Source organism: Microbacterium amylolyticum (assembly GCF_011046975.1).
Lineage (GTDB): Bacteria > Actinomycetota > Actinomycetes > Actinomycetales > Microbacteriaceae > Microbacterium > Microbacterium amylolyticum.
This window is the reverse complement of sequence record NZ_CP049253.1, coordinates 499,976-526,462: the sequence shown is the minus strand read 5'-3', so window position 1 is coordinate 526,462 and position 26,487 is coordinate 499,976. Positions and strand designations below refer to the sequence as shown.

Sequence of the window (26,487 nt, the reverse complement as noted above, 5' to 3'; positions counted from 1 at the left end):
GGCCCATCGAATCGGTGAGTTACATGCCGAGGTTGCCCTCGAAGTCTGCTGCCTCGAGGCGCGCCTTGACGGCCGAGAGGTAGCGCGCCGCGTCGGCGCCATCGATTGTTCGGTGGTCGTACGACAGCGCGAAGTAGACGTACGAACGGATACCGATCGTTTCCTGTCCATCCGCCTTCACAACGCCGGGGCGCTTGTAGACGATGCCGGTACCGAGGATCGCCGACTGGGGAAGGAAGACAACAGGCGTGTCAAACAGCGCGCCACGCGATCCCGTGTTCGTCAGTGTGAACGTTCCACCCGAGAGGTCATCGGGCTTGAGCTGGCCATCGCGCGTGCGCTGGGCCAGATCGGCGATGCCACCCGCGATCTCGTTGAGGTTCTTCGAAGCGGCGTCGCGAAGAACGGGCGTGTAGAGACCCTTCTCCGTGTCAACCGCGATCGACAGGTTCTCGGTCTCGGGATAGACAACCGTTTCACCGTCAACCGTGGAGTTGATGATCGGGAACTGCTGGAGGCCCTCGACAGCCGCAAGAGCGAAGAACGGCATGAAGGAGAGCTTGTTGCCCGTCTTCTCGAGGAACTCGACCTTGACCGAGTCGCGGAACGCGGCGAGCTTGGTCACGTCGATCTCGACGACCGTCGTCAGCTGAGCGGTCGAGTTCATCGACTCCACGGCGCGCTTCGCCAGAACCTTGCGCAGGCGCGTGAAGGGCTGGGACGTTCCGCGCAGCGGCGACGGCTCCACCGTGGCGGCGGGCTTCGCTGCCGGGGCTGCCGGAGCAGCAGAGGCAGGCGACGACTTCGCCGCGTTCAAAACGTCTTCCTTGCGGATGCGTCCGCCGACGCCGGAACCAGACACCGTTTCCAGGTCAACACCGTGCTGCGCCGCGAGCTTGCGAACGAGGGGGGTCACATAGACCTTGTCGTTGCCAGCCGGAGCTGCCGGCGCCGAAGCCTGCTTCGCGGGAGCTGCCTGGGGAGCGGGCTCTTTCGGTGCTGCGGGAGCAGGTGCTTCTGCCTGGGGCTCCGGAGCAGCGGGCGCCTTGGGCTCTTCCGCGGGAGCGGACTCCTCCTCGGGTGCGGACTCTGCTTCGGGTGCGGGAGCGCCGGAGCCCACTCGTGCAAGAACGGCGCCGATTTCGACGGTGTCGTCTTCGTCTGCGAGCAGTTCGAGAACCGTTCCCGCAACGGGAGAGGGTACCTCGGTGTCGACCTTGTCGGTGGCGATCTCGAGCAGCGGCTCGTCGACCTCGACCGTGTCGCCGACCTGCTTCAGCCAGCGGGTGACGGTGCCCTCGGTGACAGACTCGCCCAGTTCGGGGAGGGTCACGTCGACAGCGTCATCGGACTCAGCGGACGCGGGCTCTTTCGGTGCTGCGGGAGCAGGTGCTTCTGCCTGGGGCTCCGGAGCAGCGGGTGCCTTGGGCTCTTCCGCGGGAGCGGACTCCTCCTCGGGTGCGGACTCTGCTTCGGGTGCGGGAGCGCCCGAGCCCACTCGTGCAAGAACGGCGCCGATTTCGACGGTGTCGTCTTCGTCTGCGAGCAGTTCGAGAACCGTTCCCGCAACGGGAGAGGGTACCTCGGTGTCGACCTTGTCGGTGGCGATCTCGAGCAGCGGCTCGTCGACCTCGACCGTGTCGCCGACCTGCTTCAGCCAGCGGGTGACGGTGCCCTCGGTGACAGATTCGCCCAGTTCGGGGAGGGTCACGTCGACAGCGTCATTCGAGCCGGACGATTCCTCGCGGGGAGCTTCTTGCGGGGCAGAAGCCTCTTCTTCAGCGGGAGCAGGTGATGCGCTCTCTTCTTTCGAAGCGGTCTCGGCATCCGGAGCGGAAGACTCGTTGGAGGCGGACGAACCATCACCGACGGTGGCGAGCTCAGCGCCAACCTCGACAGTTTCGTCTTCCTCAACCAGGATCGACTCGAGCACGCCGGCAACCGGCGAGGGGATCTCGGTGTCGACCTTGTCGGTCGCCACCTCGAGGAGAGGCTCATCGACCTCGACGGTGTCGCCGACCTGCTTCAGCCAGCGGGTGACCGTTCCCTCAGTGACGCTCTCGCCGAGAGCGGGGAGGACAACGGAAGTGCTCATAATCGAGTCTCCTTCAGAACGTGTGGAGTGCGTGATTCAGCTTAGGGGATTTCGCCGGTCGATAACCGGCATGAGATCACAGGGAGTGCAAGGGAGAGCCGGCAAGCGTCAGAAAGGCCTCACCCAGCGCTTCACTCTGAGACGGGTGTGCGTGTACGAGGGGGGCCAGATCCTCAGGGTGCGCCTCCCACGCAACGGCCAGCTGTCCCTCGGTGATGAGCTCGCCGACGCGCTCACCTGCGAGATGCACGCCGATGATCGGGCCGTCGATAACGCGGATGACTTTGGCCAGACCGCTCGCGACAGCGGAGCCGGCCGAAACGATCTCGGCCTTCGCGTTTCCCGCCAGGTTGTATGTGGTCGTCTCGATGCGTTCGGATCCGTGCCGTTCTGCGGCTTGACGCTCCGTCAGTCCCACCGAGGCAATCTCGGGAGAGGAGTAGGTGACGCGAGGAATGGCCGTGTCATCGAGGGGCGCCGTACGGCGTCCCGCGATCGTCTCAGCGACGAAAAGACCGTGCCGAAAACCACGGTGCGCGAGCTGCGGCCCTGGCACGATATCGCCAACAGCCCAGACGTGTGGAGACGTCGTGCGGAGCTGAGCGTCGACATCGATGAACGCGCGGGAGCGCGTCACGCCGATGTCGTCAAGTCCGAGGTCGTCCGTGGCGGGAGTGCGGCCGATGGCAACGAGTAACCAGTCTGAGCTGATCGTGGTCTGTTCGCCTCCCGCGCGTGTCACGGCGACGTCGACCCCACTCTCCGACGGCGCGACCTGCGTGATGGTCACCCCCGTTTCGACGGTGATGCCGCGGCGACGGTACGCGGTTGTGAGAGCGCGAATCAGCGCTTCGTCCTCGTTGGGGATCAGAGAATCCGCCATCTCGAGGATCGTGACCTCGGCGCCCAGCGAACGCCAGGCGCTGGCAAACTCGACACCGATGACGCCGCCGCCGATAATCGTCACGCGCGACGGGATCTCCTCGAGCGCGAGGGCACGCTCGGAATCGAGCACACGCCCGCCGAAAAGAACATCGGGGAGGGGGCGACTTGTCGCTCCTGTTGCGACGACAACGTCCGTTCCGCGCAGGAGATCTTCTCCGACGCGAACGGCGGGGCCGCCTTCCGTCTGTTCCACGCGGCCTTCACCCGAAAATACGGTGATGCCACGCGCCGCGACGAGCGAGGTCAGGCCGCGATGCTTGCCGGAGACGAGTTTTTCGCGCCACGCGCGCGCCGCCGCCGCGTCGATGCCGGAAAGCGTTGCATCGACGCCGACGGCCGCGGCGTGTTGCACGGAGTCCGCAACCTCGGCCGTGTGCAGAAGCGCCTTGGTGGGGACGCACCCGCGGTGCAGGCACGTGCCTCCGAGAAGGTCGCGCTCGACGAGCGCAACGGAACTGCCGAGTTCGGAGGCGCGCAAAGCGGCGGCGTAGCCGCCGCTTCCCCCTCCGAGCACAACGAGGTCGAACGTGTGATCCGTCACGAAGACGTGCCTCTCTCAGTCAGACGACCTGGCCGCCGGCGGCGACGAAGTCGATGAGAGCACGGGTGGTGGCACCTGTCGGGCCCTTGTCGGTGAAGCCGAAAGCGCTCGATGAGCTCATGGAGGACCCAGCGATGTCGAGGTGCACCCAGGGAATGCGCGGGCCGTCAGGCTCACCGTCGCGTGTGCCGACGAAACGGCGCAGGAACAATCCGGCGTAGAGCGAGCCCGCGGCCCGGTTGCCGACGTTTGCGTTCTGCATATCGGCGATCCGCGAGTCGAGTTCGTCTTCCATGTGCTCCGGCAGTGGCAGTGCCCACGCGAGCTCGCCGGTGCGATCAGCGGCGCGCAGGAAAGCATCAACAGCAGCGTCCTCGCCCATAATGCCGGTGTGACGCGTTCCGAGAGCGATGATCATGGCGCCCGTCAGCGTGGCGACATCCACGATGACGTCGGGGTTCTCTCGGCTCGCGGCCACGAGACCATCCGCGAGGACCAAGCGGCCTTCGGCGTCGGTGTTCGTCACCTCGACGGTTGTGCCATTGGCTAGCGTCAGAACGTCGCCTGGTCGGGTGGCGCGTCCAGAGGGCATGTTCTCCGCGATGCACATCCACGCCGTTACGCGCACGGGAAGCTCGAGTTGCGCGGCGGCACGGACGACAGCAAGGACCTCGGCGGCGCCGGTCATGTCTTCCTGCATTCCGACCATCGACGCCGCGGGCTTGAGCGAAAGGCCGCCGGTGTCGAACGTGATGCCCTTTCCGACGAGGGCGACATGGTGCTCGGCCGATTCGGGGGCGTAGTCGACCCGGACGAGGCGAGGGGGAGCGTCCGATCCACGGCCGACACCGAGGATTCCCCCGAAGCCGCCGTCGGCGAGTGCATTCTCGTCCCAGACAGTTGTCTGGATGGGCAGATCCGCCGTAGATGACACGGCGAAGTCCGCGAGCTGCTCAGGCGACTGGTCCGCCCCAGGGGTGGAGACAAGATCTTTCACGAGTGCGACGGCCTCGCCCTGTACGCGGGCGACGGCCAGATCGGCATCGCTGATGAGGGACGGCGCGTGGATGAGAACCTTCGCCGCGCGTCGCTTTTTCGCCTTCTTTTCATCGCTATCGCTCTTGTAAGACGAGAAGCTGTATCCGCCGAGCACCGCTCCTTCGGCGGCGCCGCGCCATGCGTCGTCGACGCGCGCGGCGACCGAGACGGCAACAACGTCGAAGCCCGTGAGCTGGCGCACACCGGCGCCGACCGATTCGCGCACCGTTGTCACGGTCGCGTCATCGCCGAGCCCGACGACGGCGAGCGGCAGGAGAGAGAACTCCTGGGCATAGACGCGGGCGTAAGTGCCCTTTGCGCCGGTGAAACCGACAGCGTCAAGAGCGGGACGGAGGCCGGCGAAATCCTCAAGCGCATCGTCGCCGAGAGACGGAAGCGCGAGGATGAGCGCGTCGGCCTCTTCTGCGGGGAAGGAATCGTGTGTGATTGCGATCTCGGGAAGAGGCATAGCACCCATCCTAGGTATTGGTACGGGGGGAGAGGGCGTAGTGAAGGAAGCGTGCTGTCGGCCCCGTCGGTGTCTGTGCCTCGTAGCATGGAGAGATGCCCCGTACCTTCGACATCTTCGAGCGCGTGTCGAACGCGCCCGTTGTGCCGCCGCGCCTTCCGTTGATCGTTGTGTTGACCGGGTTTAGTGACGCCGGAGGAACCGTCGGGAGCATCGTCGAATACACGCGAGAAGATCTCGTCGCGCATCCGGTGGCGATCTTCCGAAACGATGCCCTTCTCGACTACCGGGCGCGTCGCCCGATCATCACTTTCGATCAGGACCATATTTCTGAGTTTCGTCCGCCCCGTCTTGAGCTCTCCCTCGTTCACGATGCGCTCGGACAGCCGTTCCTCCTGTTATCGGGATACGAACCGGACTTCGCCTGGGAGTCGTTCATTGAAGTCGTCATCCAGTTGGCTGGTGAGTTCGATATTCAGGGAATGACGTGGTTGCATGCGATCGCGATGCCGGTTCCTCACACGCGACAGCTCGGAACTACCGTCAGCGGCACACGGAACGACCTCATCCAGGCGCATTCTGTCTGGAAGCCGCATACGCAGGCGCCAGGAACCGCTGGGCACCTTTTGGAACTGCGGATGTCTGAGGGCGGCTTCCCCGTGACTGGCTTCGTCTTGCTCGTCCCGCACTATTTGGCTGAGACGGACTATCCCGGCGCGACGCTTGCCGCCCTCGACAAGCTGATGACAGCGACGGGACTTGTTTTCAGTCTCGATTCCGTTCGTGAGGAAAACCGCGAGTATCTCGCGAAGGTCGATGAGCAGATCACCCGAAACGACGAGCTGCGGCGAATGGTCGAATCGCTCGAAGAACGCTATGACGCGTACATGGCGGGGGACTGGCGCGGAGGCCCTGTGAACGAGGGGTTCGGAGCGGGGCTTGAAGAAGGCGACATCCCGACGGCCGATGAGCTGGCTGCGGAGCTGGAACGCTACTTGGCCAATCGGCCAGAAGATGAACAGGGCCCTGGTAAGTCGTGACCTGAGGGAATACCGTGATCGGGATGATCGTTGTCTCGGACACGGGCTGGCCGAAGCATGTCAAAAACACGCGACGACATGTGAGAGAATAAGGCTCCGACCCGTTGTCGATTTTGATGGCCACCGCCATCGCACTTGACAAGGGTCTTAATCGTGCTCGAACACACCCGGGGCGCTGGCGCGCGGTGGCCCTGGTGAAAGGCGAAACGTGACTCCTGCCACGAAGACGGACGAGGTCGACGAGACCACGGCTGCGGCGGCCGACAAAAAATCCGCTGCAAAAAAGAGCACCGGAAAGAAGGCGGCGACGGCTGCGGCAGAAGAAAAACCTGCCGCGAACAAGCCAGCTGCGAAGAAGCCGGCTGCGAAGAAGCCCGCTGCGAAGAAGCCCGCTGCCAAGCGGACCAAGAAGGACGCCGTCGACGAGATTATCGAGAGCTCCGGCCCCGAGGTCGATGAGGCAGAGGATAAGAAGCCGGCAAAGAAGGAGCAGGCTGAGCCGCTCCCCACCGGTGCCATTGTCATCAGTCAGTCTGACGAGGAAGAAGTTCCCGTCTACTCCACCCAGATCACGGGTGCGACGGCTGACCCTGTCAAGGACTACCTGAAGCAGATCGGTAAGGTTCCTCTGCTGAACGCGGCAGAGGAGGTCGACCTCGCTATGCGTATTGAGGCCGGTCTGTTCGCCGAAGAGAAGCTGTCGCAGATGACGGGGGTTGAGAGATCCTCTCAGATGGGGCTCGACCTGCAGTGGGTCACGCGAGACGGAAAGCGTGCCAAGAGCCATCTGCTCGGCGCGAACCTTCGTCTTGTCGTCTCGCTGGCGAAGCGCTACACGGGACGCGGTATGCAGTTCCTGGACTTGATCCAGGAGGGCAACCTCGGTCTGATTCGCGCCGTCGAGAAGTTCGACTACACCAAGGGCTTCAAGTTCTCCACCTACGCAACGTGGTGGATTCGCCAGGCGATCACCCGCGCGATGGCTGATCAGGCTCGCACCATCCGCATTCCGGTGCACATGGTTGAGGTCATCAACAAGCTGGCCCGTGTGCAGCGCCAGATGCTGCAGGACCTTGGACGCGAACCGACGCCGGAAGAGCTCGCCAAAGAGCTCGATATGACGCCAGAGAAGGTTGTCGAGGTCCAGAAATACGGTCGTGAGCCCATTTCGCTGCACACGCCCCTCGGCGAGGACGGCGACAGCGAGTTCGGTGACCTGATCGAGGACACCGAGGCGGTCGTTCCCGCGGACGCCGTGGGCTTTACGATGCTGCAGCGTCAGCTCGAAGGGCTGCTCGATTCGTTGTCCGAGCGGGAAGCCGGCGTCATTCGCATGCGCTTCGGCTTGGGTGATGGTCAGCCGAAGACGCTGGACCAGATCGGCGACACCTTTGGCGTGACGCGAGAGCGTATTCGCCAGATCGAGTCGAAGACCATGGCAAAACTGCGTCACCCCAGCCGTTCGCAGTCGCTTCGGGATTACCTCGAGTAATGCCGGCCGAAGCGAACGAGGGGAAGTCCCTCGAGGTAGTTGTTGATGGTGTGTCGTACCAGCGGATTCCGCTGCGCACGCGCGTTGTGATGCCTGGCGACCAACTGGAAGACATCATCACGGAGTACGCGGCGGCATCCGTTCAGGACGGCGACGTTCTCTTCGTGACGGAAAAGATCGTTGCGATCATGCAGGGTCGCTCCTACATGATGGACGAGATCGAACCGCGGCCCCTGGCCCGGTTCTTGTCGAAGTACGTCACGAAAACGGCCTACGGAATCGGGCTCGGGATTCCCGAGACGATGGAGTTCGCGCTGCGCGAGGTGGGCACTGTTCGCATCCTCTTCGCAGCGGCGGTTTCTGCTGTCACGAAGGTGTTCGGCCGTAGCGGGGATTTCTACCGCATTGCCGGCGACAAGGCGCGCGCGATCGACGGCCCGACGCCGAACACGATTCCGCCGTATAACAACGCCGTCGTTCTGGGTCCTGAGCGCCCGAACGGGGTTGCCGCCGATGTGAAGAAGCTCGTCGGCTGTGATGTTGCCGTCGTTGATATCAACGACATTGGCGGGAACATTCTCGGTTCGACGCTCGACAAGACCGGTGAGCGCACGCTCGTGACGATCCTCAGCGATAATCCGCTGGGTCAGGGTCACCAGTCGACGCCGATGGGCATCATTCGCAAGAACTGATAGTGCACAACAGTGGGCGTCTCCTTCCGGAGACGCCCACTGTTGTTTTGACGTGTCAGAAGCCGATGGCAGCGCGGTATCGCGGCTTGTGCCCTGTGCGCACGCCCGAGACGCTGGGCTTATTTTCGTAGACCCCCGCGCCCCAGTTGCCCTCGACGAGATCAGCGCCGTTCGCGGTCACCACGACGTCCCAGCCGGCGTACTGAACCTCGGGTACCTCGCGGGCCGCACGGTCGATCAGCGCGATCGCCTCGGCGAAGTGAGGGAGCTGGAAGTCTGCGATGCGGAACCCACTGTCGGGGTGCGTGTGATGCACGTGGCCGTGTGAGTCGTACCCGGCGCTGAGCGAGTGACCGGTGTCGGGGTCGAGCATCGTATAGAAGCCGCCGTATGACATCTGGTCGCTGACCTCGCCACGACCGAACTTCTGCGAAACCGCCAGCGTATGGACATCTGTTCCGTCGTAGAAGCCGACGATTCGTGTCGTGTTCACGGTTCCGGGGCAGACCGCCGCGAGATCGTCGTGCTGGGCGATGATCTCCTCGAGCAGGCGCTCATCGCCGTCGAGAAGACGACGGTGAAACGCACTCCAGTCGGTGATGTCCTTCGCGTGGTACCGGCGCACGCCCAGACCCATATGGCTTACCGGCACCTTTGCGATGATCGTTCCTTGGCTTTCGACGAAGGAACGCACCTCGTCGGCGTTGTCTTCTTTCACCACCAACCACTCGCGCTGAATGTAGTTGGAAAAGCGGCGGTTAAAGGCGATCTTGTCTTCGAAGATCGCCCGGCCGGCGGGCTGTGAGTACTGCTGAGCGAGCTGCATCGACACGGGATGCGTCATGAAGGTCTCCCGCTCCGCCTTCGTCAGCATCGCGAAGTCGAAGTCGACGTAGTCCTGGAAGGCGACATCGTGCTTTGCCGCTGACCACAGCATGTCCCACACCGTGGCGGGAACAGCTTGTCCGTGCTGATCACGGACTTCTTTTGCGCGGTCGATAACCGATCCGATGTCGATACGGCGCGCGCGCTCCGCGAGATAGCGCAGCTTTGGTCCGATGGCGAGGCCGTTGGCGGGCATGGATCCTCCGGGTCGGCGGGTGATGTCTGGCCCCGCGGCCCGGTCTTGGGCATGATCACGGGGACCCGTCATAGTGTAGGGGGGATGGTTTCGATGACTCTGGGCGCGAGCGCCCCATACACACGCGTGTCGCGTGGGGCACTCGAGCGAAACCTTCGCGCGCTTGACTCGAACGGGGCGATCGATCTGCGCCGTGACGCGTGCGGACACGGTTTTGACACGGTTGCTGCTGCGGCGATTGCGGCAGGATTTTCCTCTGCTCGTGTCGATTCGCAAGACGTCGATCGTGCCAGGACGTGTGGCCTGGACATCGTGTCGTCGGGCGAGGTTGATCCTGACGCCGTGTTCGGTCTCGCCGGCCACGGCGAACAGGTAATGAGTTTCGTTGCGCCGGTGTTGCAGACCAAGCCCCTCCGCTCGGGGGATGGTGTCTCCTACGGGTATCGATTCCGTGCATCCCATGAGACGAACGCGGCACTTGTCTCCGGTGGGTATGCCCAGGGAGTTGTCCGGGCAATTGGTGGACAGGTGTCGTTGCGCTTGGCCGGCCGAGAAATGCCGATTGTCGGCAGAATCGCGATGGACGTTTGCGTGGTGGATACGGGGGACACCCCGGTGGCGACCGGCGATGAGGCGACGTACTTCGGCCCGGCGGTACCGGGGTTTCTGGACGACTGGGCTCGGGCGAGTGCGCTGACACCGATTGAGATCGTTGCGACGATCGGCGCTATGAACCGCAGGGAGGTTGTGGCATGAGTGCTGAGCTGATCATCGATCTCGCGCAGCTGCGCACAAACGTCGCTGCGGTGCGTGAACGCATGGCACCGGCGGAGGTCCTCGTCGTGATTAAAGACGATGCATATGCGCAGGGCGTCGAGCCGATTGTCCAAGCCGCCTACGAGGCAGGCGCGCGCTGGTTCGGCGGGATGGACCTTCCCAGCTCTCTGCGGGCACGACGCACAGCGGGGGAGGACGCCCGCGTTCTCGCCTGGATGACCGTCTCGGCTCCGGAAGCAGCGGAGGCTCTGGAGGGCGGACTGGAGCTGGGGGTGGGCGACGTCGACTATCTGGAGCGGGTCGCGACTGTCGCTGACGACACCGGCATCGTCGCGAGGGTTCACCTGAAGATCGACACGGGCCTTCACCGCAACGGTGTGCGGCCCGAGCACTGGGACAACTTCTGCCGACGGGCATATGCGCTGGAGCGGGCGGGATGTCTGCGCGTTGTGGGGATCTGGAGCCACATCGCGGAAGCGAGTGACGCGGAGGATGACGTGTCCCGCGCCGAGTTCGACCGCGCTGTCGATGTGGCAAAGAGCGTGGGGCTCGAGCCCGAGGTGCGCCATCTCGCGGCCAGCGCTGCCGCGTGGCATCGCCCCGAGTTCCGATATGACCTCACCCGCATTGGCGCCTTTTGTTTCGGTATTCGGTCCGAAGGCGGGCCGGACATCTCCGAAATTGCTCCGATTGCGACGCTCGTTGCGCGCGTCTCGCACGTATCGGCAGACGACGTCACAATCGCGATCGGCTCGGCGGATGGCCTGGCGTCATCGTTGGCGGGACGATCACACGTTTCCACTCCTGTCGGACCACGAGGAATCATCAGCGTCGAAACGTTCGAGACGCGCATCGAGGGATGGCGCGATGCGAACGTCGATGATGTGGTGATCGTTTTCGGACCCGGAACACGCGGCGAAATGACGCCGACCGATGTGGGGGAGGCAATCGGCACCGTCGGCGAGGAACCGCTGCTACGCGTTTCGCCGCTTGTTCCGCGGCGCTACGTCCCCTAAAAACAACGGCGCTCCTCCTGCGAGCAGGAGGAGCGCCGTGAAATCGGATGGGGCGTTACGCGTCGGCGGCGAGCTTGCCTGTTTCGTCGTGCCAGCTGTCGGCAACCGCGCGTAGCTTTTCTTCGAACTTGCGACCGTGGTGTGCGCAGTAGAGCAGAGCACTACCTCCCACGACCGCTTCGATGTACGCCTGGGCGCCGCACGCATCGCATCGGTCCAGGGCTGAGAGTCGATGTTCGACCGGTGCCTCTGCCGTCGTCGTTGCAGTCATCGTGCTGCCTCCCTCGTGTCGAGATCACCTGTCAGCGGAATTCGCTTGCGGTCAATACAACCACGGGTAGCGCTGGGGAGGGCCCGAGATCTCGCCCTGTTTCGCCCAGGGCGTACCACCGGTGCTGTGAGGGAGTGTCTCCGAAGCGCTCACGGCAATCGAAGATAGGATCGAATACTGTGACAACTGAGTACTCCGCCCATCACCTGCAGGTTCTCGAGGGTCTCGAGGCCGTTCGCAAACGTCCGGGGATGTACATCGGGTCCAACGGATCTCCCGGCCTCATGCACTGCCTGTGGGAGATCATTGACAACTCCGTTGACGAAGCGGTGGCCGGCCACGGTGAGCGCATCGCGGTGATTCTCCGTGCCGACGGAAGCGTCGAAGTACGCGACGATGGCCGCGGTGTGCCCGTGGATGTGGAGCCGCGCACAGGTCTCACAGGCGTCGAAGTTGTCTACACGAAGCTGCACGCCGGAGGAAAGTTCGGCGGTGGCTCCTACGCCGCATCGGGCGGTCTTCACGGCGTTGGCGCATCGGTTGTCAATGCGCTGAGCGAGCGCCTCGATGTCGAGGTCGACCGCGGTGGCAAAACCTATGCGATGTCGTTCCGTCGCGGCGAACCGGGCAACTTTGCCGATCAGGGAGAAAAGCGGCCAGACGCCGTTTTTTCCCCCTTTATCTCCGGAAGTGAACTGCGCGTTATCGGGAAAACGCGCAAGGGGGTGACGGGCACCCGGGTTCGGTACTGGGCCGACCGTCAGATTTTTACGCCAGAGGCGGCGTTCCAGTACGACGATCTCGTCACACGCGCTCGGCAGACAGCCTTCCTTGTTCCCGGCCTGGAAATCGTGCTCCGCGATGAGCGCGGAATCGACGACCCGGATGTTGGTCTTCGTGAGACGAGCTATCGGTTCGATGGCGGCATTAGCGAGTTCGCGAACTTCCTCGCCACCGATGCTCCCGTCACCGATACCTGGCGCCTACAGGGCACGGGAACGTTCGCAGAGACCGTTCCCACGCTGCAGCCGGACGGCTCCATGCAGTCCACGGAAGTCCAGCGCGAGTGCCGCGTCGACATCGCATTGCGGTGGGGGACGGGCTACGACTCGATCACGCGGTCGTTTGTGAACATCATCTCGACGCCGAAGGGCGGAACGCACCAGCAGGGCTTCGAACAGGAGCTGACAAAGCAGTTGCGTGCCGAGGTCGAGAAGAACGCCCGCCGCCTGAAGGTGGGAAACGACAAGCTGGAGAAGGACGATGTTCTCGCCGGCATGACGGCCGTTTTGACGGTCGAGGTGCCGGAGCCGCAGTTTGAGGGACAGACCAAGGAGGTCCTGGGCACCCCGGCAGTTCGCGCCATCGTGGCCAAGGTTGTCCGTGAGGGGCTGAAGGAGCGCTTCACGTCGACCAAGCGCGACGATAAGAACCAGGTCTCGATGCTGCTCGACAAGGTCGTCAGCGAGATGAAGGCTCGCTTGTCTGCGCGGCAGCACAAGGAGACCCAGCGCCGGAAGAACGCCCTCGAGACGTCATCGCTACCGGCCAAGCTCGTCGATTGCCGCGCCCATGACATTTCCAACTCGGAGCTGTTCATCGTTGAGGGTGACTCGGCCTTGGGCACGGCGCGCAAGGCACGGGACAGCGAGTATCAGGCGCTCTTCCCGATTCGAGGAAAGATCCTTAACACGCAGAAGGCGTCGATCGGAGACATGCTCTCCAACGCCGAGTGCGCGGCGCTGATCCAGGTCGTCGGTGCCGGCTCCGGTCGCACCTTTGACATCGATGCCGCTCGCTACGGAAAGATCATTGTCCTGAGCGACGCCGATGTCGATGGCGCGCACATTCGGACCCTGCTGCTGACGCTGTTCTACCGGTACATGCGTCCGCTGATCGAACACGGACGCGTGTACGCGGCGGTTCCCCCGCTTCATCGCGTGATCGTGCAGAACCCCGGTTCTAAGCCCAACGAGACGCTCTACACGTACAGCGACCGTGAGCTCAATCAGCTGCTTGCAAAGCTTCGGCGTCAGAACAAGAAGTGGCAGGAACCCATCCAGCGCTACAAGGGCCTGGGCGAAATGGATGCCGACCAGCTCGCAGACACGACGATGAGCCGAGACGGGCGGCTTCTTCGCCGCGTCCGCATGGCCGACGCTGAGGCGGCAGGTCATGTCTTCGAGATGCTGATGGGGTCGGAGGTGGCTCCTCGTCGCGAGTTCATCGTCGCGGGAGCAGCCAACCTCGATAAGGACGCCATCGACGCCTAAGCGAATGCGGCCAGGCCGCTGTTGACCGCAATTGGCGCTGATGCCGAGCACGGAACAACGGCGCGTCTGGGTCCGCACACCTCGTTGTCAGCACGGTAGCGGTGCGGCTAAACGACGTACGAACTCGGACGCCGACGCCACGCGCCGGGGTCCGAGTTAGAGCGAGCGTCCGATCGTGGTGATCTCTGCCTCGAGAACCTGACCGGAACCATCGCGCTTCGATAGCGTCATCGGGAGCTTGCGCACCGATCCCTGCGCGCCGAGCGCGTAGGCGGGATCCGGTCCGGCGTATGCGAGTTGCAGGCGATCCTCGCCCTTCAGGAACGCGTGGGTGCGCACGCCACCCGTTGCGCGACCCTTGGCGGGAAATTCTCCGAAGTCGCTCACCTTCGCCCGGCCGGGTTCGGTGCCCAACAGTGTTTCTCCGCCCGAGGAGATCGTCACAACGACGTTCCCGTCACCGACAACGGAGCCGAAGAACAGTGCCGATCCGCCCGCGGACAACTTGATGCCGGCCATTCCGCCAGCCGTTGGGCCCTGCGGCCGCACGGAATCTGCAGAGAACCGCAACAGACGCGCATCCGATGTGATGAACACGAGGTCTGTTTCGTCAGGAGCGGTGGCAGCACCGACGACCCTGTCGCCCTTTTTCAGAGCGAAGACCTCAAGATCAGTCTTGTTTGCGGGAAGCGCCGACGGGACAATGCGCTTCACGATGCCCTGCGATGTCCCCAGGGCGACGGGAACGTCGCTTGAGAAGGCCAGCAGTCCGATGACGTCTTCTGATTTGTCCACGAGGCCGATGTAGTCGCGGAGCTTGACGCCGGCGCTCAGCGAAATAGACGATGACGGAACAGAGGGCAGATCAATCGGATGGAAGCGAATCACCCGGCCCTTGCTCGTGAGAGCACCGAGCTCGCCGCGAATGGTTCCCGCCACGGTCTGCAGAATGGCATCGTGTTTGCTCCGGCGCGCAGGTGGCACGACCAGCTGCCCCTCGCTCGTTTCGATGCGCACGGCGCGGCCGGTCGTCGACAGGGCAACGAGGGTGGGTCCGTCGGCAATCTGCAAATCGGCGTCGCCCGTCTTTGCCGACCGCTTCGGTTGCGGCTTCGCGTTCATGAGCACGGTGCGCCGCGGCGTTCCGAGCTCATCAGAGACGGCCTGGAGTTCCGCCGCGACCTGGGCGCGGATGAGGACATCCGAGCCCAGCAGCTCCTCGAGAGCCGCGATCTCGGCGAGGAGCTCGGCCTGTTCTTTCTCGAGCTCGATCCGCGAGAACTTGGTGAGGCGTCGCAGCCGGAGTTCCAGAATGTACTCGGCCTGCGTCTCATCGAGGTCGAACACCTGGCACAGGCGCGATCGAGCCTCCTCGCTCGTCTCAGAGGTGCGGATGACCTGGATCACCTCGTCGATGTCGAGGATCGCCGTCAGAAGCCCGCGGACGAGGTGGAGCCGATCCCGCCGTTTGTTCAGACGGTACGTCGAGCGGCGGGTGACAACCTCAACGCGGTGATTGACATAAACAGCGAGAAGGTCCTTGAGGCCGAGTGTCGACGGCTGACCATCGACGAGCGCGACGTTGTTGAAGCCGAACGAGTCTTCGAGGGGCGTCAGCCGGTAGAGCCGCTCAAGAACAGCCTCGGGGTCGAAACCCGTTTTGACGCCGATGACCAGGCGCAGCCCGTGCTTACGATCCGTTAGATCGTTCACGTCGCTGATGCCCTGGAGCTTCTTCGACTGCACAGCGTCTTTGAGCTTCTCGATCACACGTTCCGGGCCCACCATGTAGGGCAACTCGGTGATGATGATGCCGGTGCGGCGCGGCCCGATTTGCTCGATCTGCGCCTTTGCGCGCACCTTGACCGAGCCACGACCCGTCTCATACGCGTCGCGCACGCCGTCGAGGCCCATGATGACACCGCCAGAAGGGAAGTCCGGCCCTGGAACGAACTCCATGAGGTCTTCTGTTGTCGCGTCGGGGTTTTCCAGCAGGTGCGTGGCCGCCGCCACAACCTCGATGAGATTGTGGGGCGCCATGTTCGTTGCCATGCCGACAGCGATGCCCGCGGCGCCGTTGACGAGGAGATTCGGATACGCAGACGGCAAGACGGCCGGCTGCGTGAACTGGCCGTCGTAGTTCGGGATGAAATCAACGACGTCTTCGTCGAGGTTCTCCGTCATCGTCATCGCCGCGCGATCTAGGCGCGCCTCGGTGTACCGGGCGGCGGCCGGCCCATCGTCGAGCGAACCGAAGTTGCCATGCCCATCGACGAGAGGGACGCGCAGAGCGAAGTCTTGTGCGAGGCGGACCAGGGCGTCGTAGATCGCGCTGTCGCCGTGGGGGTGGAGCTTACCCATCACCTCGCCGACGACACGGGCGCTTTTGACATGGCCCTTTTCCGGCCGCAGGCCCATTTCGGCCATCTGGTAGAGGATGCGGCGCTGCACCGGCTTCAGACCATCTCGTGCGTCGGGGAGCGCGCGCGAGTAAATCACGGAGTACGCATACTCGAGGTACGAGCCCTGCATCTCAGTTTCGAGCGGGACGTCCTCGATGCGTTCCTCGACCGGTGCCGTGGCTTCCTGCTTGCGCGCCATGTGCCCTCTCTGACGGGGTGGGGGACGCCCGGCGAATGCGACGGGCGGCGGACGTCTCGCGGAGGTGCCCTGGGGCGCCGTTACGGGTGCTGTGCGAGACTGTTCCGGATGCAAAATATCCTACCGGCGGCACCTGCCGAGGCCCGAAATCTCGCCGGAGTGGCGTCTGAGATGCTCCTGTCGACAACGGGGGAGTCCGCCTGGTTTCCCGCCGCTCGCTCGGCGATCATGTTCGTGGTTGATGGCCTGGGCGCGATTCAGTTGCGTAGCCACCGTGGTCATGCCCGATTCCTGTCGCAGGCCGGAGGGAAGAAACAGGTGGCGCGCACCGTTTTCCCGTCGACGACGGCTGCGGCGCTGTCGACGATTCTTACCGGCGCCTGGCCGGGACAGCATGGACTCGTCGGGTATCGGGTGCGGGACCCGGAGCAAGATCTGCTCGTGAATCAGCTCGACGGCTACGAAAAAGACGGACTAGACCCGGACACGTGGCAGCGCTCGGCGACGATCTTCGAGCAGGCGGTGCGACGTGGCCTGACGCCGTACGCCGTCGGAATGTCGAAGTATCGATCAACGGGGCTGACACGCGCGCTCATGCGCGGCGCTGAGTACGTTGCGGAGGACGATCTCGCACAACGCGTGCGTGTCGCCATCGCTCTTGCTGAGCAGAGTGATGGCGTATTCGTCTACTGCTACCTTCCTGAACTCGACCAGACCGGGCACAAGTATGGTGTCGATTCGGATCGCTGGCGCAGCACGCTCGAGTCGATCGACGGAGCGCTGCACGCTGCCGGGAAGCTGTCGAACAGAGTGGGCGCGGTCGTCACATCGGACCACGGCATGATCGACGTTCCCCGGACCCGGCACGTTCTTCTGCAAGACAGCGATCCACGGTTGGGGGGTGTTCGGCATATCGGAGGCGAGCCGCGCATGCTTCACCTGTACGTCGAACCCGGCATCGACCCGCGGCAGGTTGCGGACTCGTGGCGTGAGCTCTCCGAGGGAACGGCAGAGGTGTCCACGCGAGACGAAGCGATTGCCGCCGGTCTCTTCGGAGACGTTGCCGACCATGTGCGCGGGCGCATCGGAGATGTTCTCGTTGCTGCACGTGGACTGTGGGCGTTCTACGACGACCGTCTGGAGGAGAAGCGTGCCCAGCTGATGATCGGACAGCACGGCTCGACAACGCCAGAGGAAACGATCGTTCCCCTCATTCGCCTCGGCGCCTACGCCTGATCAGTCGTCGCTGCGAGCCCCGAAGACAATCTCGTCCCACGACGGCATTGCAGGGCGGCCACGGCGGCGCGAGGGCTCGACGGGCGTCGTGTTCTGGTCATCGGGCGTCGCGTCCGGTGTGCCGTCCTCCGGCGCAGACGGTTCGCTTCGCTCTTCTCGCTCGGGGGATGACCCGATTATCGCGAGCGGGCGTGGGGCGACAGCGCTATCGCTCTCGGATGGCGACGATGGTGCTTCGCGCTGCCCACGCCGGCGCCGGAGCGCCTCGAGAAGGTCGGCCGTGTCTACCGGCTTCTCTTCCTGAGGTTCCGGTTGTTGCTCGTCGATCTGAAACGCGTTCTTGTCGAACGAGGAATCGTCCTTTGAGCCATCGGAGTCGAGTGCGCGCAGACGGGGGATGAGGCCATCAGGCACTTTGCCCTGGCGCGAGAGCTGTGCCGCATCGTCATTCGCGGGGGCGAGCGCGCTCCGGCGAGGATCAAACGTCCATCTGGCATCGTGCTCGACGCCGCTTGCCGTGAAGGTGAGCTTGACGACCCACTCCTCGTCGGTCTTCCAGCTCGTCCATCGTTCTCCCACCGCGGCGAGATCGGTGAGCTTCTCCCGAATCGCGGTTCCGAAGGTTGGCATTTCATCGCGGTCGATCTGAACGTCCGTGAGAACGGGCATCGCGAGAGCGCGGCCGACGATGTGCTCACGCTCGGCGAGAACCGGACCTTCGAAAAGGCGAACCCGATCGATGCTGCACTGAAGAATCTCAGCGACGTGTTCGGCGCTGAGACCGGCGCGGATCTGCGCCTGTATCTCGCGCGGCCCCGGTCCTGTTTCGCGAGGACCCGGCGCTGCTTCCGTCCGCGCCTTGCGCATCTCGGATCGCAGCATGTCATCGATATCGAGGGTGAAGCGCTGTCCCTTGTCCGTGGCGAGGACGAGTTTCAGACCCTCGGTGCCCACGATGGTCAGGTTTTCCATCTCGCCTCCTCTCCGGCAAACGCCCCACGGGCGCCCGGGACACATGGTGCCACGCGCGCCGGGGGAAATCGGGAACACTCTGGGCGCGCCGTGCGTTTCATCAGTTAGCACGCTCAGCGCCGTCACAGGCGCGCCGGTCTTTTTCGAATAACTTGCCAAACGCGGCGACGTCGTGCAGACTGTCGCCGCCCCGCGCACGGATCCTGCTTCCGATCCATCGACCGTGAGCGAACGACGCACACCACCCCACGAGTCGCTCGAGAGTTGAGCGGATCGCGCGGAGCACCCCGACCCACCCAGAATCTTGCGAAAGAAGTGACGCCCGGCGATGGCAACAGATTACGACGCACCGCGCAATAAGAACGAGGACGAAGGAAACGAGTCCATCGAGGCCCTGAAGGCGGCGCGTTCTACTCGAGCAGCGGCGAACGAGAACGAGGATGCCGACAACCCCGACATCATTCTCGGCGGTAACGACCTCTCGAACGTCGAGCTCGACGTGGTCGTTCTTCCCCCTCAGCAGGATGAGTTCACGTGCATGGGCTGCTTCCTCGTGAAGCACCGCTCGCAGCTTGACCACGTTGATGGCAACGACCTCATCTGCAAGGACTGCTCCGTTTGAGGAGCGTGTAGAGCTAGGAGATCGTCGACTGCGCTCTCAAAATTGCGGCCGCAAGGCGGTCAGGAGTGCGGGTCGAGATCGTCCACGACGTGACGGGATCGTCGGGATCGGTGTTGGGAACAACGACCGCCCCGGCGATCCCTCCGCGTATCAGGTACCAACCGCGGTGATCGATACCAGCGGTGCGGGCGTGCCGGGCTTCGTCACCCATGAGCGCGCGCGGCTCACCGAGGTCGTCGACAGCAATGTGTGCGCGACCAGCTCTGAGCTCACCGGCTTCGACGGACACGCGCGGAGCGCTGATCACCAGCGCGGCTACGAGCGCAATCGACGCTGCCGCGCCGATCCCGAGCGCGATTGCTCCGTCGAGCTGAACGAACACCAGCGCCAACATGGGGCCAATAATGGTCGCCCCCGCGAGGATCCAGAGCGACGGTGTGAGGCGCTCGCGGTACGTAACGTCGACAGGAACAGGGCGTCCTGTGCTCTCGGTGTCGTTGATGTGAACTACCCTCGCTGTGTGACCGATTCCGTGGACATCCCCATTGTCGCACCGCAGGTGCCCGTCTATGCGCACCCGGGTGACGCCGGTGCCGACCTCGTTGCCGCTGAAAGTGTTCGCCTTGATCCGGGCGAGCGAGCCCTTGTGGGAACGGGCGTTCGCATCGCCCTGCCAGAGGGCATAGCGGCCTTCGTTGTGCCGCGTAGCGGTCTCGCCGTGAAGCACGGAATTACGATCGTCAACTCGCCAGGAACGATCGATGCCGGCTACCGGGGCGAGATCAAGGTGGCGTTGCTGAACACGGATGCTCGCGAGCCCTACGACATTGCGGAGGGCGACCGCATCGCCCAGCTGATCATCATGCCCGTCGCCCGTGCGAACTTCGTGCCAACCGCGGAGCTGCCTGACAGCGTCCGCGGTGAGGGCGGATTCGGATCCAGCGGCAGCTGATCGAGACGGAGAACAAGAAAATGACTGACGACAACGAAGATCTGCAGGAGACGCAGGCCACAGTCCAGCAGACGGAAAAGTCGGCTCCATCCGACCGCGCCACTGCTGGGCCGTTCGACGAGGCGGAAGCGAATCCCGTCCGCCCGTACATCGATCTCGGCGGGGTGAAGATCCTTCCGCGCGAAGGTCTCAACCTGCGTCTTGAGGTGGAGGAGAAGACCAAGCGCATCGTGGCCGTCGGTCTCGACTACGCCGACTCCACGCTGCAGGTGCAGCCGTTCGCCGCTCCGCGGTCCGAGGGATTGTGGCATGAGACGCGCGAGCAAATTCGCTCGCAGGTGTCGCAGCAAGGGGGCCGTGTCGAGGAACGTAACGGCCCGTTTGGCCCGGAGCTGCTCGCCGAGGTCCCTGCCTCTGCTGCTGAGGGGGGAACGCGCATCGCTCGCTTCGTCGGCGTTGACGGCCCGCGCTGGTTCCTGCGCGGAGTGATCGGCGGAGCGGGAGCAAGCGATCCCGGAAAGGCGGAACAGATCGAGGATCTGTTCCGTTCCATCGTCGTCGTTCGCGGAGCCTCGCCGATGCCGCCGCGTGATCTGATTCCTCTCTCGATGCCGACGACGCCGGGTTCGTGAGCGAACAGGAGCGCGGCGAGGTCGAAGGGGAGCAGCCGCAGGAAACCAGACCCTCTGAGTCGCTGAGTGCCGCGCTCGGACAGGCGGCGCGGCGGGCGGGGCTGGACCCCGCTGAGGACGCGACAACCGGCAAGGTTGTGTGGAAGGCAATGGGCGGTGTCCGTGGCATCGTGGAGTCCGTTCTTCCGCTCCTGGTGTTCCTGGTGAGCCTCACCGTCTGGCGCGATCAGCTGGTTCTTGCGGTTGTTCTGTCGGTCGCCGCGGCTGCGGTCTTCACGATCGCGCGCCTTGCGCAGCGTCAGGCGCCGTCCGCGGCTCTCGGGGGATTGATCGCCGTCGGCGTCGCCGGCGCTCTTGTTCTGTTCACAGGGCGCGCGGAGGACAACTTCATCCCGGGATTCCTGACGAACGTCGCGTACGGATCGGCGTTTTTGATCTCGGCTTTCGCCGGCTGGTCACTCATCGGCCTCGCCGTCGGCTTCCTCATGGACGAGGGCCTGGCCTGGCGGCAGGACCGTCGTAAGCGCCGGGTGTTCTTTTGGCTGGCGATCATGTGGGCGACACTGTTCATCGCTCGCCTGGCTGTTCAGTTCCCGATGTGGCTCTCGGGAACCGACGTGCAGGTGCTGGGAACCGTCAAGCTTGTGATGGGAATTCCGCTTTTCGCGCCGCTCGTTGCGGTGACATGGCTCGCGGTGCGCGCCCTCTACCCGCCAAAGAAGGCGGAGCCCGACACGCGCGAATCCCTGTAGACCGCGTGTTCTGGTCGACGGTGTCGTGTAGAATTTATCTCGACATCAAGATAATTTGCGCCGAAAGGTGAGGGCGTCCAAGACCTGCGATCTTGTTAGGGCGCCCTTGGTAGCAGTCACCTCTTGCTGAGAGCAAGATGGGAGGCGCAAAGCCGCGGTCGACCAGGAGGAGACAACCGTGTCTACGGTGAATAGCTTCGGTGCCAAGAGCACCCTGACTGTCGGCAGTACCGACTATGAGATTTACCGCATTGACGCGGTCGAGGGATACGAAAAGCTTCCCTACAGCCTCAAGGTGCTGCTCGAGAACCTGCTCCGCACGGAGGACGGCGCGAACGTCACCCGCGAGCAGATCGCTTCGATCGGAAACTGGGACGCCAAGGGCGAAACCAGCTCCGAGATCCAGTTCACGCCGGCGCGCGTGGTGATGCAGGACTTCACCGGCGTGCCCTGCATCGTGGACCTCGCGACGATGCGTGAGGCCGTTGCTGATCTCGGTGGCGACCCCACCAAGATCAACCCGCTCGCACCAGCCGAGCTCGTGATCGACCACTCGGTGATTGCCGACCTGTTCGGCCGTGCCGACGCGTACGAGCGCAACACCGAGATCGAGTACGAGCGCAACGGCGAGCGCTACCAGTTCTTGCGCTGGGGTCAGACGGCGTTCGACGACTTCAAGGTCGTCCCGCCCGGAACCGGCATCGTGCACCAGGTCAACATCGAGCACCTGGCCCGCACCACTTACACGCGCGAGGTCAACGGCGTCGTTCAGGCATACCCCGACACGTGTGTCGGCACCGACTCGCACACGACGATGGTCAACGGCCTCGGCGTGCTCGGCTGGGGCGTCGGCGGTATCGAGGCCGAGGCGGCCATGCTTGGCCAGCCTGTTTCGATGCTCATCCCGAAGGTCGTCGGCTTCCGCCTGACGGGCGAGATTCCCGCCGGTGTTACGGCGACCGACGTCGTTCTCACCATCACCGACATGCTGCGTCAGCACGGTGTGGTCGGAAAGTTCGTCGAGTTCTACGGCGACGGTGTCGGCAAGGTTCCGCTCGCGAACCGTGCCACGATCGGCAACATGAGCCCCGAGTTCGGGTCGACCGCCGCGATGTTCCCCGTCGACGACGTCACGCTCGACTACCTGCGTCTCACGGGTCGTAGCGAAGAGCAGCTCGCGCTGGTCGAGGCATACGCCAAGGAACAGCACATGTGGCACGACCCGTCGGTCGAGCCCGCATTCAGTGAGTATCTCGAGCTGGACCTGTCGACGGTTGTTCCGTCGATTTCGGGCCCGAAGCGTCCCCAGGACCGCATCGAGCTCACGCGCTCCAAGGAGCAGTTCGCGAAGGACCTCCCGGTCTACACGGACGTTGCGTCCAAGCCCAGTGCCGTTTCCGGTGTTACGGGCGAGTACACGATCGACCACGGCGCGGTCACGATCGCCGCGATCACGTCCTGCACCAACACGTCGAACCCGTCCGTGATGCTTGCTGCCGGCCTGCTGGCCCGCAACGCTGTCGCCAAGGGACTCACGGCACAGCCGTGGGTGAAGACCACGATGGCGCCGGGTTCCAAGGTCGTCACCGAGTACTACGAGAAGGCCGGCCTCAACGAAGACCTGGAGAAGCTCGGCTTCTACACGGTCGGCTATGGATGCACCACGTGCATCGGTAACTCCGGTCCGCTCATCGAAGAGGTCTCGGAAGCGATCAACGAGAATGACCTTGCCGTGACGGCGGTCCTCTCGGGTAACCGTAACTTCGAGGGTCGCATCAACCCCGACGTGAAGATGAACTACCTGGCGTCCCCGCCGCTGGTCATCGCATACGCGCTCGCGGGATCGATGAACTTCGACTTCGACAACGATGCGCTCGGCCAGGACCAGGACGGCAACGATGTCTACCTCAAGGACATCTGGCCCTCGGCCGACGAGGTGCAGTCGACGATTGACTCGTCGATCAACACTGAGATGTTCACGCGCCAGTACGCGGGCGTTTTCGAGGGCGACGAGCGTTGGAAGAACCTCCCGACCCCCACCGGAAACACCTTTGAGTGGGCAGACGAGTCGACGTACGTGCGCAAGCCCCCGTACTTCGACGGCATGACGCTCGAGCTCACCCCGGTGTCGGACATTGAGGGCGCGCGAGTTCTCGCGAAGCTCGGTGACTCGGTTACCACCGACCACATCTCGCCAGCCGGCGCGATCAAGGCCGATACTCCCGCGGGCCGCTACCTGCAGGAGCACGGCATTGAGCGCAGGAACTTCAACTCCTACGGTTCGCGACGCGGTAACCACGAGGTCATGATTCGCGGAACGTTCGCGAACATTCGTCTCCGCAACCAGCTCCTGGATGGCGTTGAGGGTGGATACACCCGCGACTTCACGCAGGAAGGCGCTCCGCAGTCGTTCATCTACGACGCCGCGCAGAACTATGCCGCGCAGGACACACCCCTCGTTGTTCTCGGCGGCAAGGAGTACGGCTCCGGTTCATCGCGTGACTGGGCAGCCAAGGGCACGCGCCTTCTCGGTGTGAAGGCTGTTATCACCGAGAGCTTCGAGCGCATTCACCGTTCGAACCTCATCGGAATGGGCGTTGTTCCGCTGCAGTTCCCCGAGGGTGAGTCGGTGGAGTCGCTGGGCTTGGACGGAACCGAGTCCTTCTCGATCACGGGCCTCACTGAGCTGAACGAAGGCGTCACCCCCAAGACGGTTCGTGTCACGGCGCAGCCGAGCGAGCACTCGCCCGCCGGTAAGAAGACGGTGGAATTCGACGCGGTTGTTCGCATCGACACTCCGGGTGAAGCGGACTACTACCGCAACGGCGGCATTCTGCAGTACGTGCTGCGTAGCCTGGTCTGACCCCAGGACGCAGGAGTCTCTGCCCCTTCCGGCGTAAGCCGGGAGGGGCAGTTTCGTACTGTATGGCTATCCCCATTGCGTGTGTGCGGACCCGATCTCCACGCCATCCGCGTATTCTCGAATCATGACTCTGTTAGATGGGATTAGTGGTCCGCGGGACCTCGATCGCCTGTCACCCGAGGAACTCACACAACTCGCTGCAGAGCTGCGCGAGTTTCTGGTCGAGAACGTATCGCGTACGGGCGGTCACCTGGGGCCGAACCTTGGCGTCGTTGAGCTGACGATCGCGCTACACCGCGTGTTCGAGTCTCCGCGGGACCCCATTGTCTGGGACACGGGGCATCAGTCCTATGTGCACAAGCTCCTCACGGGGCGCCAGGACTTCGACGGCCTGCGTTCGCGTGGCGGACTTGCCGGGTACCCACAGCGCTCTGAGAGCGAGCACGACGTCGTCGAGTCCTCCCACGCGTCGAGTTCGTTGAGCTGGGCCGACGGGATTTCACGTGGCTTTGCACAGACGGGTCGCGACGACCGCCATGTCGTCGCCGTCGTCGGCGATGGTGCCCTGACGGGGGGAATGACGTGGGAGGCGCTCAATAACATCACGGACGACAACGACCGGAATCTCGTCATCGTCGTCAACGACAACGGCCGCTCCTACGCTCCGACGATCGGCGGGATGGCCCGATACCTCAACCGTGTTCGTACGGCGTCCACGTACCGTGACCTCGACGAAAAGTCGGGCAAAGCAGCGAGGCGATTCGGGAAGATTGGTCGGGCGTTCTACCGGGGAGTCCGCGGAGGAACACACGGCTTCCTCACGCGCTTCACGAACAACGATGCCCTCTATGCGCAGCTGGACATCAAGTACCTCGGACCGGTCGATGGACATGATCTTCCCGCGCTGATGGAGACACTCGAGCTGGCCAAGTCGTACAGCGCCCCCGTGATCGTTCACGCGATTACCGAGAAGGGGCGGGGATACGAGCCGGCGCGCGAAAACGAAGCCGACCAGTTCCATGCTGTCGGACGAATCGACCCGCTGACGGGCGAAGCGATCGGCGCGCCCGGCGGCACAGGGTGGACCGAAGTTTTCGCCGAGAAGCTCGTTGATATCGGCGAGCGTCGCGACGACGTGATCGCGATCACCGCTGCCATGCTGCGACCAACGGGCCTCGGCCCGTTCAGCGAGCGATTCCCCGAGCGCACGTACGACGTGGGTATTGCGGAGCAACACGCGGTCACAACGGCAGCGGGGCTCTCCTACGGCGGGCTTCACCCGGTGGTCGCCCTCTATTCGACCTTCGTCAATCGGGCGTTCGACCAGGTACTGATGGACGTGGCTCTGCATCGCGCCGGTGTCACGTTCGTCCTCGACCGTTCCGGTGTCACCGGACCGGACGGACCCAGTCATCACGGTATGTGGGATCTTGCGCTCCTGCACATTGTGCCGAACATCCGCATCGCCGCCCCGCGTGATGCCGAGCGCCTGCGCGAGGTGCTCGATGAGGCAGTTGCCGTTGATGATGCGCCCACCGTTGTGCGTTTTCCGAAGGGCGCCGTCGGAGACGAGATCGCGGCGATTGAGCGCCGACCAGATGGAACAGACGTGCTCTTCCGCGATGGCGACGAAGACGTGCTCCTCGTGGGAATCGGTCCGTTTGCCGCGATTGCCCTTGATGTCGCTCGACGTCTCAAAGCGCAGGGGATCGGAGCGACGGTTGTCGACCCGCGCTGGGTCGTTCCGGTGGCCGAGTCGATCGTGAGTCTGGCTGATCGTCACCGACTCGTCATCACGATCGAAGACGGAATTCGCGTCGGCGGCATCGGAACGCGCGTGCGCCAGGTATTGCGAGAGGCGGGAATCGACACTGCCGTCGACGAGCTGGGGCTTCCCGATGCCTTCATTGACCACGCCTCGCGTGGCGAGATCCTGGACGATGCGGGTCTGACAGCCACGAGAATTGCGCAGGACGTCGTCTCTCAGGTTTTGGGAACTCGCGTTCCTGTGGCCCGCTCAGAGGCTCCCATGACGCGCACGGGGGCGATCAGCACCCAGCCGGTTCGTCCAAAGCGCTAGCAACGTAGAAAGCGGGTCCGGCGCACATGCGCCGGACCCGCTTTCTA

21 protein-coding genes are annotated in these 26,487 nt (G+C 63.9%); 13 read left to right on the top strand and 8 right to left on the bottom strand.

Going from position 1 to position 26,487, the window contains the following annotated elements:
- Positions 1–19: 19 nt before the first annotated feature.
- The 3 genes from sucB to G6N81_RS02705 all read right to left on the bottom strand — a co-directional run bounded on the left by sucB (position 20) and on the right by G6N81_RS02705 (position 5,088).
- Entirely contained in the window at positions 20–2,095 is a 2,076-nt protein-coding gene (sucB, locus tag G6N81_RS02715) for a 2-oxoglutarate dehydrogenase, E2 component, dihydrolipoamide succinyltransferase (protein ID WP_165132713.1), read from the bottom strand.
- Positions 2,096–2,171: 76 nt separating this feature from the next.
- Entirely contained in the window at positions 2,172–3,581 is a 1,410-nt protein-coding gene (gene lpdA, locus G6N81_RS02710; RefSeq protein ID WP_165132711.1) for a dihydrolipoyl dehydrogenase, read from the bottom strand.
- 19 nt (positions 3,582–3,600) lie between these two features.
- Complete coding sequence (locus G6N81_RS02705; RefSeq protein ID WP_165132709.1) at positions 3,601–5,088, bottom strand: leucyl aminopeptidase; 1,488 nt, start codon at positions 5,086–5,088, stop codon at positions 3,601–3,603.
- 95 nt (positions 5,089–5,183) lie between these two features.
- On the opposite strand from G6N81_RS02705, the gene G6N81_RS02700 reads away from it, so the two are divergent.
- The 3 genes from G6N81_RS02700 (at position 5,184) to G6N81_RS02690 (ending at position 8,312) form a co-directional block, all read left to right on the top strand.
- A complete protein-coding gene (locus G6N81_RS02700) occupies positions 5,184–6,128 on the top strand; it encodes a proteasome assembly chaperone family protein (RefSeq protein WP_165132707.1) in 945 nt (314 codons plus the stop codon).
- 208 nt (positions 6,129–6,336) lie between these two features.
- The gene (locus G6N81_RS02695; protein WP_165132705.1) at positions 6,337–7,620 is read left to right on the top strand and encodes an RNA polymerase sigma factor; all 1,284 of its coding nucleotides are present in this window, start codon (positions 6,337–6,339) and stop codon (positions 7,618–7,620) included.
- On the top strand, positions 7,620–8,312 hold the full coding sequence (locus tag G6N81_RS02690) for a coenzyme F420-0:L-glutamate ligase (protein WP_165132703.1): 693 nt from the start codon (positions 7,620–7,622) through the stop codon (positions 8,310–8,312). The genes G6N81_RS02695 and G6N81_RS02690 overlap by 1 nt, the downstream gene beginning before the upstream one ends.
- A gap of 55 nt (positions 8,313–8,367) precedes the next feature.
- Here G6N81_RS02690 and G6N81_RS02685 read toward each other — a convergent pair whose 3' ends face one another.
- On the bottom strand, positions 8,368–9,393 hold the full coding sequence (locus tag G6N81_RS02685) for a sugar-transfer associated ATP-grasp domain-containing protein (RefSeq protein WP_165132700.1): 1,026 nt from the start codon (positions 9,391–9,393) through the stop codon (positions 8,368–8,370).
- Between the two features lie 84 nt (positions 9,394–9,477).
- Between G6N81_RS02685 and G6N81_RS02680 the strand changes: the two genes are divergently transcribed.
- Both G6N81_RS02680 and G6N81_RS02675 read left to right on the top strand, forming a co-directional pair.
- Positions 9,478–10,149: an alanine racemase C-terminal domain-containing protein gene (locus G6N81_RS02680; protein WP_241245036.1), complete on the top strand. Its 672-nt coding sequence runs from the start codon at positions 9,478–9,480 to the stop codon at positions 10,147–10,149.
- A complete protein-coding gene (locus tag G6N81_RS02675) occupies positions 10,146–11,186 on the top strand; it encodes an alanine racemase (protein ID WP_165132694.1) in 1,041 nt (346 codons plus the stop codon). Before G6N81_RS02680 ends, G6N81_RS02675 begins: the two co-directional genes overlap by 4 nt.
- Before the next feature lie 55 nt (positions 11,187–11,241).
- Here the strand turns inward: G6N81_RS02675 and G6N81_RS02670 are convergent, their stop codons facing one another.
- The gene (locus tag G6N81_RS02670) at positions 11,242–11,457 is read right to left on the bottom strand and encodes a DUF7455 domain-containing protein (RefSeq protein ID WP_165132691.1); all 216 of its coding nucleotides are present in this window, start codon (positions 11,455–11,457) and stop codon (positions 11,242–11,244) included.
- Positions 11,458–11,636: 179 nt separating this feature from the next.
- Between G6N81_RS02670 and G6N81_RS02665 the strand changes: the two genes are divergently transcribed.
- A complete protein-coding gene (locus G6N81_RS02665) occupies positions 11,637–13,730 on the top strand; it encodes a DNA gyrase/topoisomerase IV subunit B (RefSeq protein WP_165132688.1) in 2,094 nt (697 codons plus the stop codon).
- Between the two features lie 156 nt (positions 13,731–13,886).
- Here the strand turns inward: G6N81_RS02665 and G6N81_RS02660 are convergent, their stop codons facing one another.
- Positions 13,887–16,331 carry a DNA gyrase/topoisomerase IV subunit A gene (locus G6N81_RS02660; RefSeq protein WP_241245035.1) on the bottom strand — a complete coding sequence of 815 codons (2,445 nt, stop codon included), beginning with the start codon at positions 16,329–16,331 and terminating at the stop codon, positions 13,887–13,889.
- 108 nt (positions 16,332–16,439) lie between these two features.
- On the opposite strand from G6N81_RS02660, the gene G6N81_RS02655 reads away from it, so the two are divergent.
- Entirely contained in the window at positions 16,440–17,567 is a 1,128-nt protein-coding gene (locus G6N81_RS02655; RefSeq protein ID WP_165132685.1) for an alkaline phosphatase family protein, read from the top strand.
- Here the strand turns inward: G6N81_RS02655 and sepH are convergent, their stop codons facing one another.
- Positions 17,568–18,539 (bottom strand): septation protein SepH, encoded by a 972-nt coding sequence (gene sepH / locus G6N81_RS02650; protein ID WP_165132682.1) that lies wholly within the window; start codon positions 18,537–18,539, stop codon positions 17,568–17,570.
- Positions 18,540–18,867: 328 nt separating this feature from the next.
- Between sepH and G6N81_RS02645 the strand changes: the two genes are divergently transcribed.
- A complete protein-coding gene (locus G6N81_RS02645; protein ID WP_165132679.1) occupies positions 18,868–19,161 on the top strand; it encodes a DUF4193 domain-containing protein in 294 nt (97 codons plus the stop codon).
- 13 nt (positions 19,162–19,174) lie between these two features.
- Here G6N81_RS02645 and G6N81_RS02640 read toward each other — a convergent pair whose 3' ends face one another.
- Positions 19,175–19,663 carry a DUF3093 domain-containing protein gene (locus G6N81_RS02640; protein ID WP_165137638.1) on the bottom strand — a complete coding sequence of 163 codons (489 nt, stop codon included), beginning with the start codon at positions 19,661–19,663 and terminating at the stop codon, positions 19,175–19,177.
- 18 nt (positions 19,664–19,681) lie between these two features.
- Between G6N81_RS02640 and dut the strand changes: the two genes are divergently transcribed.
- The 5 genes from dut (at position 19,682) to dxs (ending at position 26,440) form a co-directional block, all read left to right on the top strand.
- Positions 19,682–20,113 (top strand): dUTP diphosphatase, encoded by a 432-nt coding sequence (dut, locus tag G6N81_RS02635; RefSeq protein ID WP_206527894.1) that lies wholly within the window; start codon positions 19,682–19,684, stop codon positions 20,111–20,113.
- A 20-nt stretch (positions 20,114–20,133) separates the two neighbouring features.
- Positions 20,134–20,745, top strand: a complete 612-nt coding sequence (locus tag G6N81_RS02630; RefSeq protein ID WP_165132676.1) for a DUF3710 domain-containing protein — start codon at positions 20,134–20,136, stop codon at positions 20,743–20,745.
- A complete protein-coding gene (locus tag G6N81_RS02625; protein ID WP_165132673.1) occupies positions 20,742–21,497 on the top strand; it encodes a DUF3159 domain-containing protein in 756 nt (251 codons plus the stop codon). Before G6N81_RS02630 ends, G6N81_RS02625 begins: the two co-directional genes overlap by 4 nt.
- Positions 21,498–21,675: 178 nt before the next feature.
- Positions 21,676–24,360 (top strand): aconitate hydratase AcnA, encoded by a 2,685-nt coding sequence (gene acnA, locus G6N81_RS02620; RefSeq protein WP_165132670.1) that lies wholly within the window; start codon positions 21,676–21,678, stop codon positions 24,358–24,360.
- A gap of 124 nt (positions 24,361–24,484) precedes the next feature.
- Positions 24,485–26,440 (top strand): 1-deoxy-D-xylulose-5-phosphate synthase, encoded by a 1,956-nt coding sequence (gene dxs, locus G6N81_RS02615; protein WP_165132667.1) that lies wholly within the window; start codon positions 24,485–24,487, stop codon positions 26,438–26,440.
- The last annotated feature ends 47 nt before the right edge of the window (positions 26,441–26,487 follow it).

Excerpts from the sequence above, each read along its gene's own strand:
- sucB (WP_165132713.1), bottom strand. The coding sequence starts at position 2,095 with ATGAGCACTTCCGTTGTCCTCCCCGCTCTCGGCGAGAGCGTCACTGAG.
- G6N81_RS02705 (WP_165132709.1), bottom strand. The coding sequence starts at position 5,088 with ATGCCTCTTCCCGAGATCGCAATCACACACGATTCCTTCCCCGCAGAA.
- G6N81_RS02700 (WP_165132707.1), top strand. The coding sequence starts at position 5,184 with ATGCCCCGTACCTTCGACATCTTCGAGCGCGTGTCGAACGCGCCCGTT.
- G6N81_RS02690 (WP_165132703.1), top strand. The coding sequence starts at position 7,620 with ATGCCGGCCGAAGCGAACGAGGGGAAGTCCCTCGAGGTAGTTGTTGAT.
- G6N81_RS02685 (WP_165132700.1), bottom strand. The coding sequence starts at position 9,393 with ATGCCCGCCAACGGCCTCGCCATCGGACCAAAGCTGCGCTATCTCGCG.
- G6N81_RS02680 (WP_241245036.1), top strand. The coding sequence starts at position 9,478 with ATGGTTTCGATGACTCTGGGCGCGAGCGCCCCATACACACGCGTGTCG.
- G6N81_RS02675 (WP_165132694.1), top strand. The coding sequence starts at position 10,146 with ATGAGTGCTGAGCTGATCATCGATCTCGCGCAGCTGCGCACAAACGTC.
- G6N81_RS02670 (WP_165132691.1), bottom strand. The coding sequence starts at position 11,457 with ATGACTGCAACGACGACGGCAGAGGCACCGGTCGAACATCGACTCTCA.
- G6N81_RS02660 (WP_241245035.1), bottom strand. The coding sequence starts at position 16,331 with ATGGCGCGCAAGCAGGAAGCCACGGCACCGGTCGAGGAACGCATCGAG.
- G6N81_RS02655 (WP_165132685.1), top strand. The coding sequence starts at position 16,440 with ATGCAAAATATCCTACCGGCGGCACCTGCCGAGGCCCGAAATCTCGCC.
- sepH (WP_165132682.1), bottom strand. The coding sequence starts at position 18,539 with ATGGAAAACCTGACCATCGTGGGCACCGAGGGTCTGAAACTCGTCCTC.
- G6N81_RS02645 (WP_165132679.1), top strand. The coding sequence starts at position 18,868 with ATGGCAACAGATTACGACGCACCGCGCAATAAGAACGAGGACGAAGGA.
- G6N81_RS02630 (WP_165132676.1), top strand. The coding sequence starts at position 20,134 with ATGACTGACGACAACGAAGATCTGCAGGAGACGCAGGCCACAGTCCAG.
- dxs (WP_165132667.1), top strand. The coding sequence starts at position 24,485 with ATGACTCTGTTAGATGGGATTAGTGGTCCGCGGGACCTCGATCGCCTG.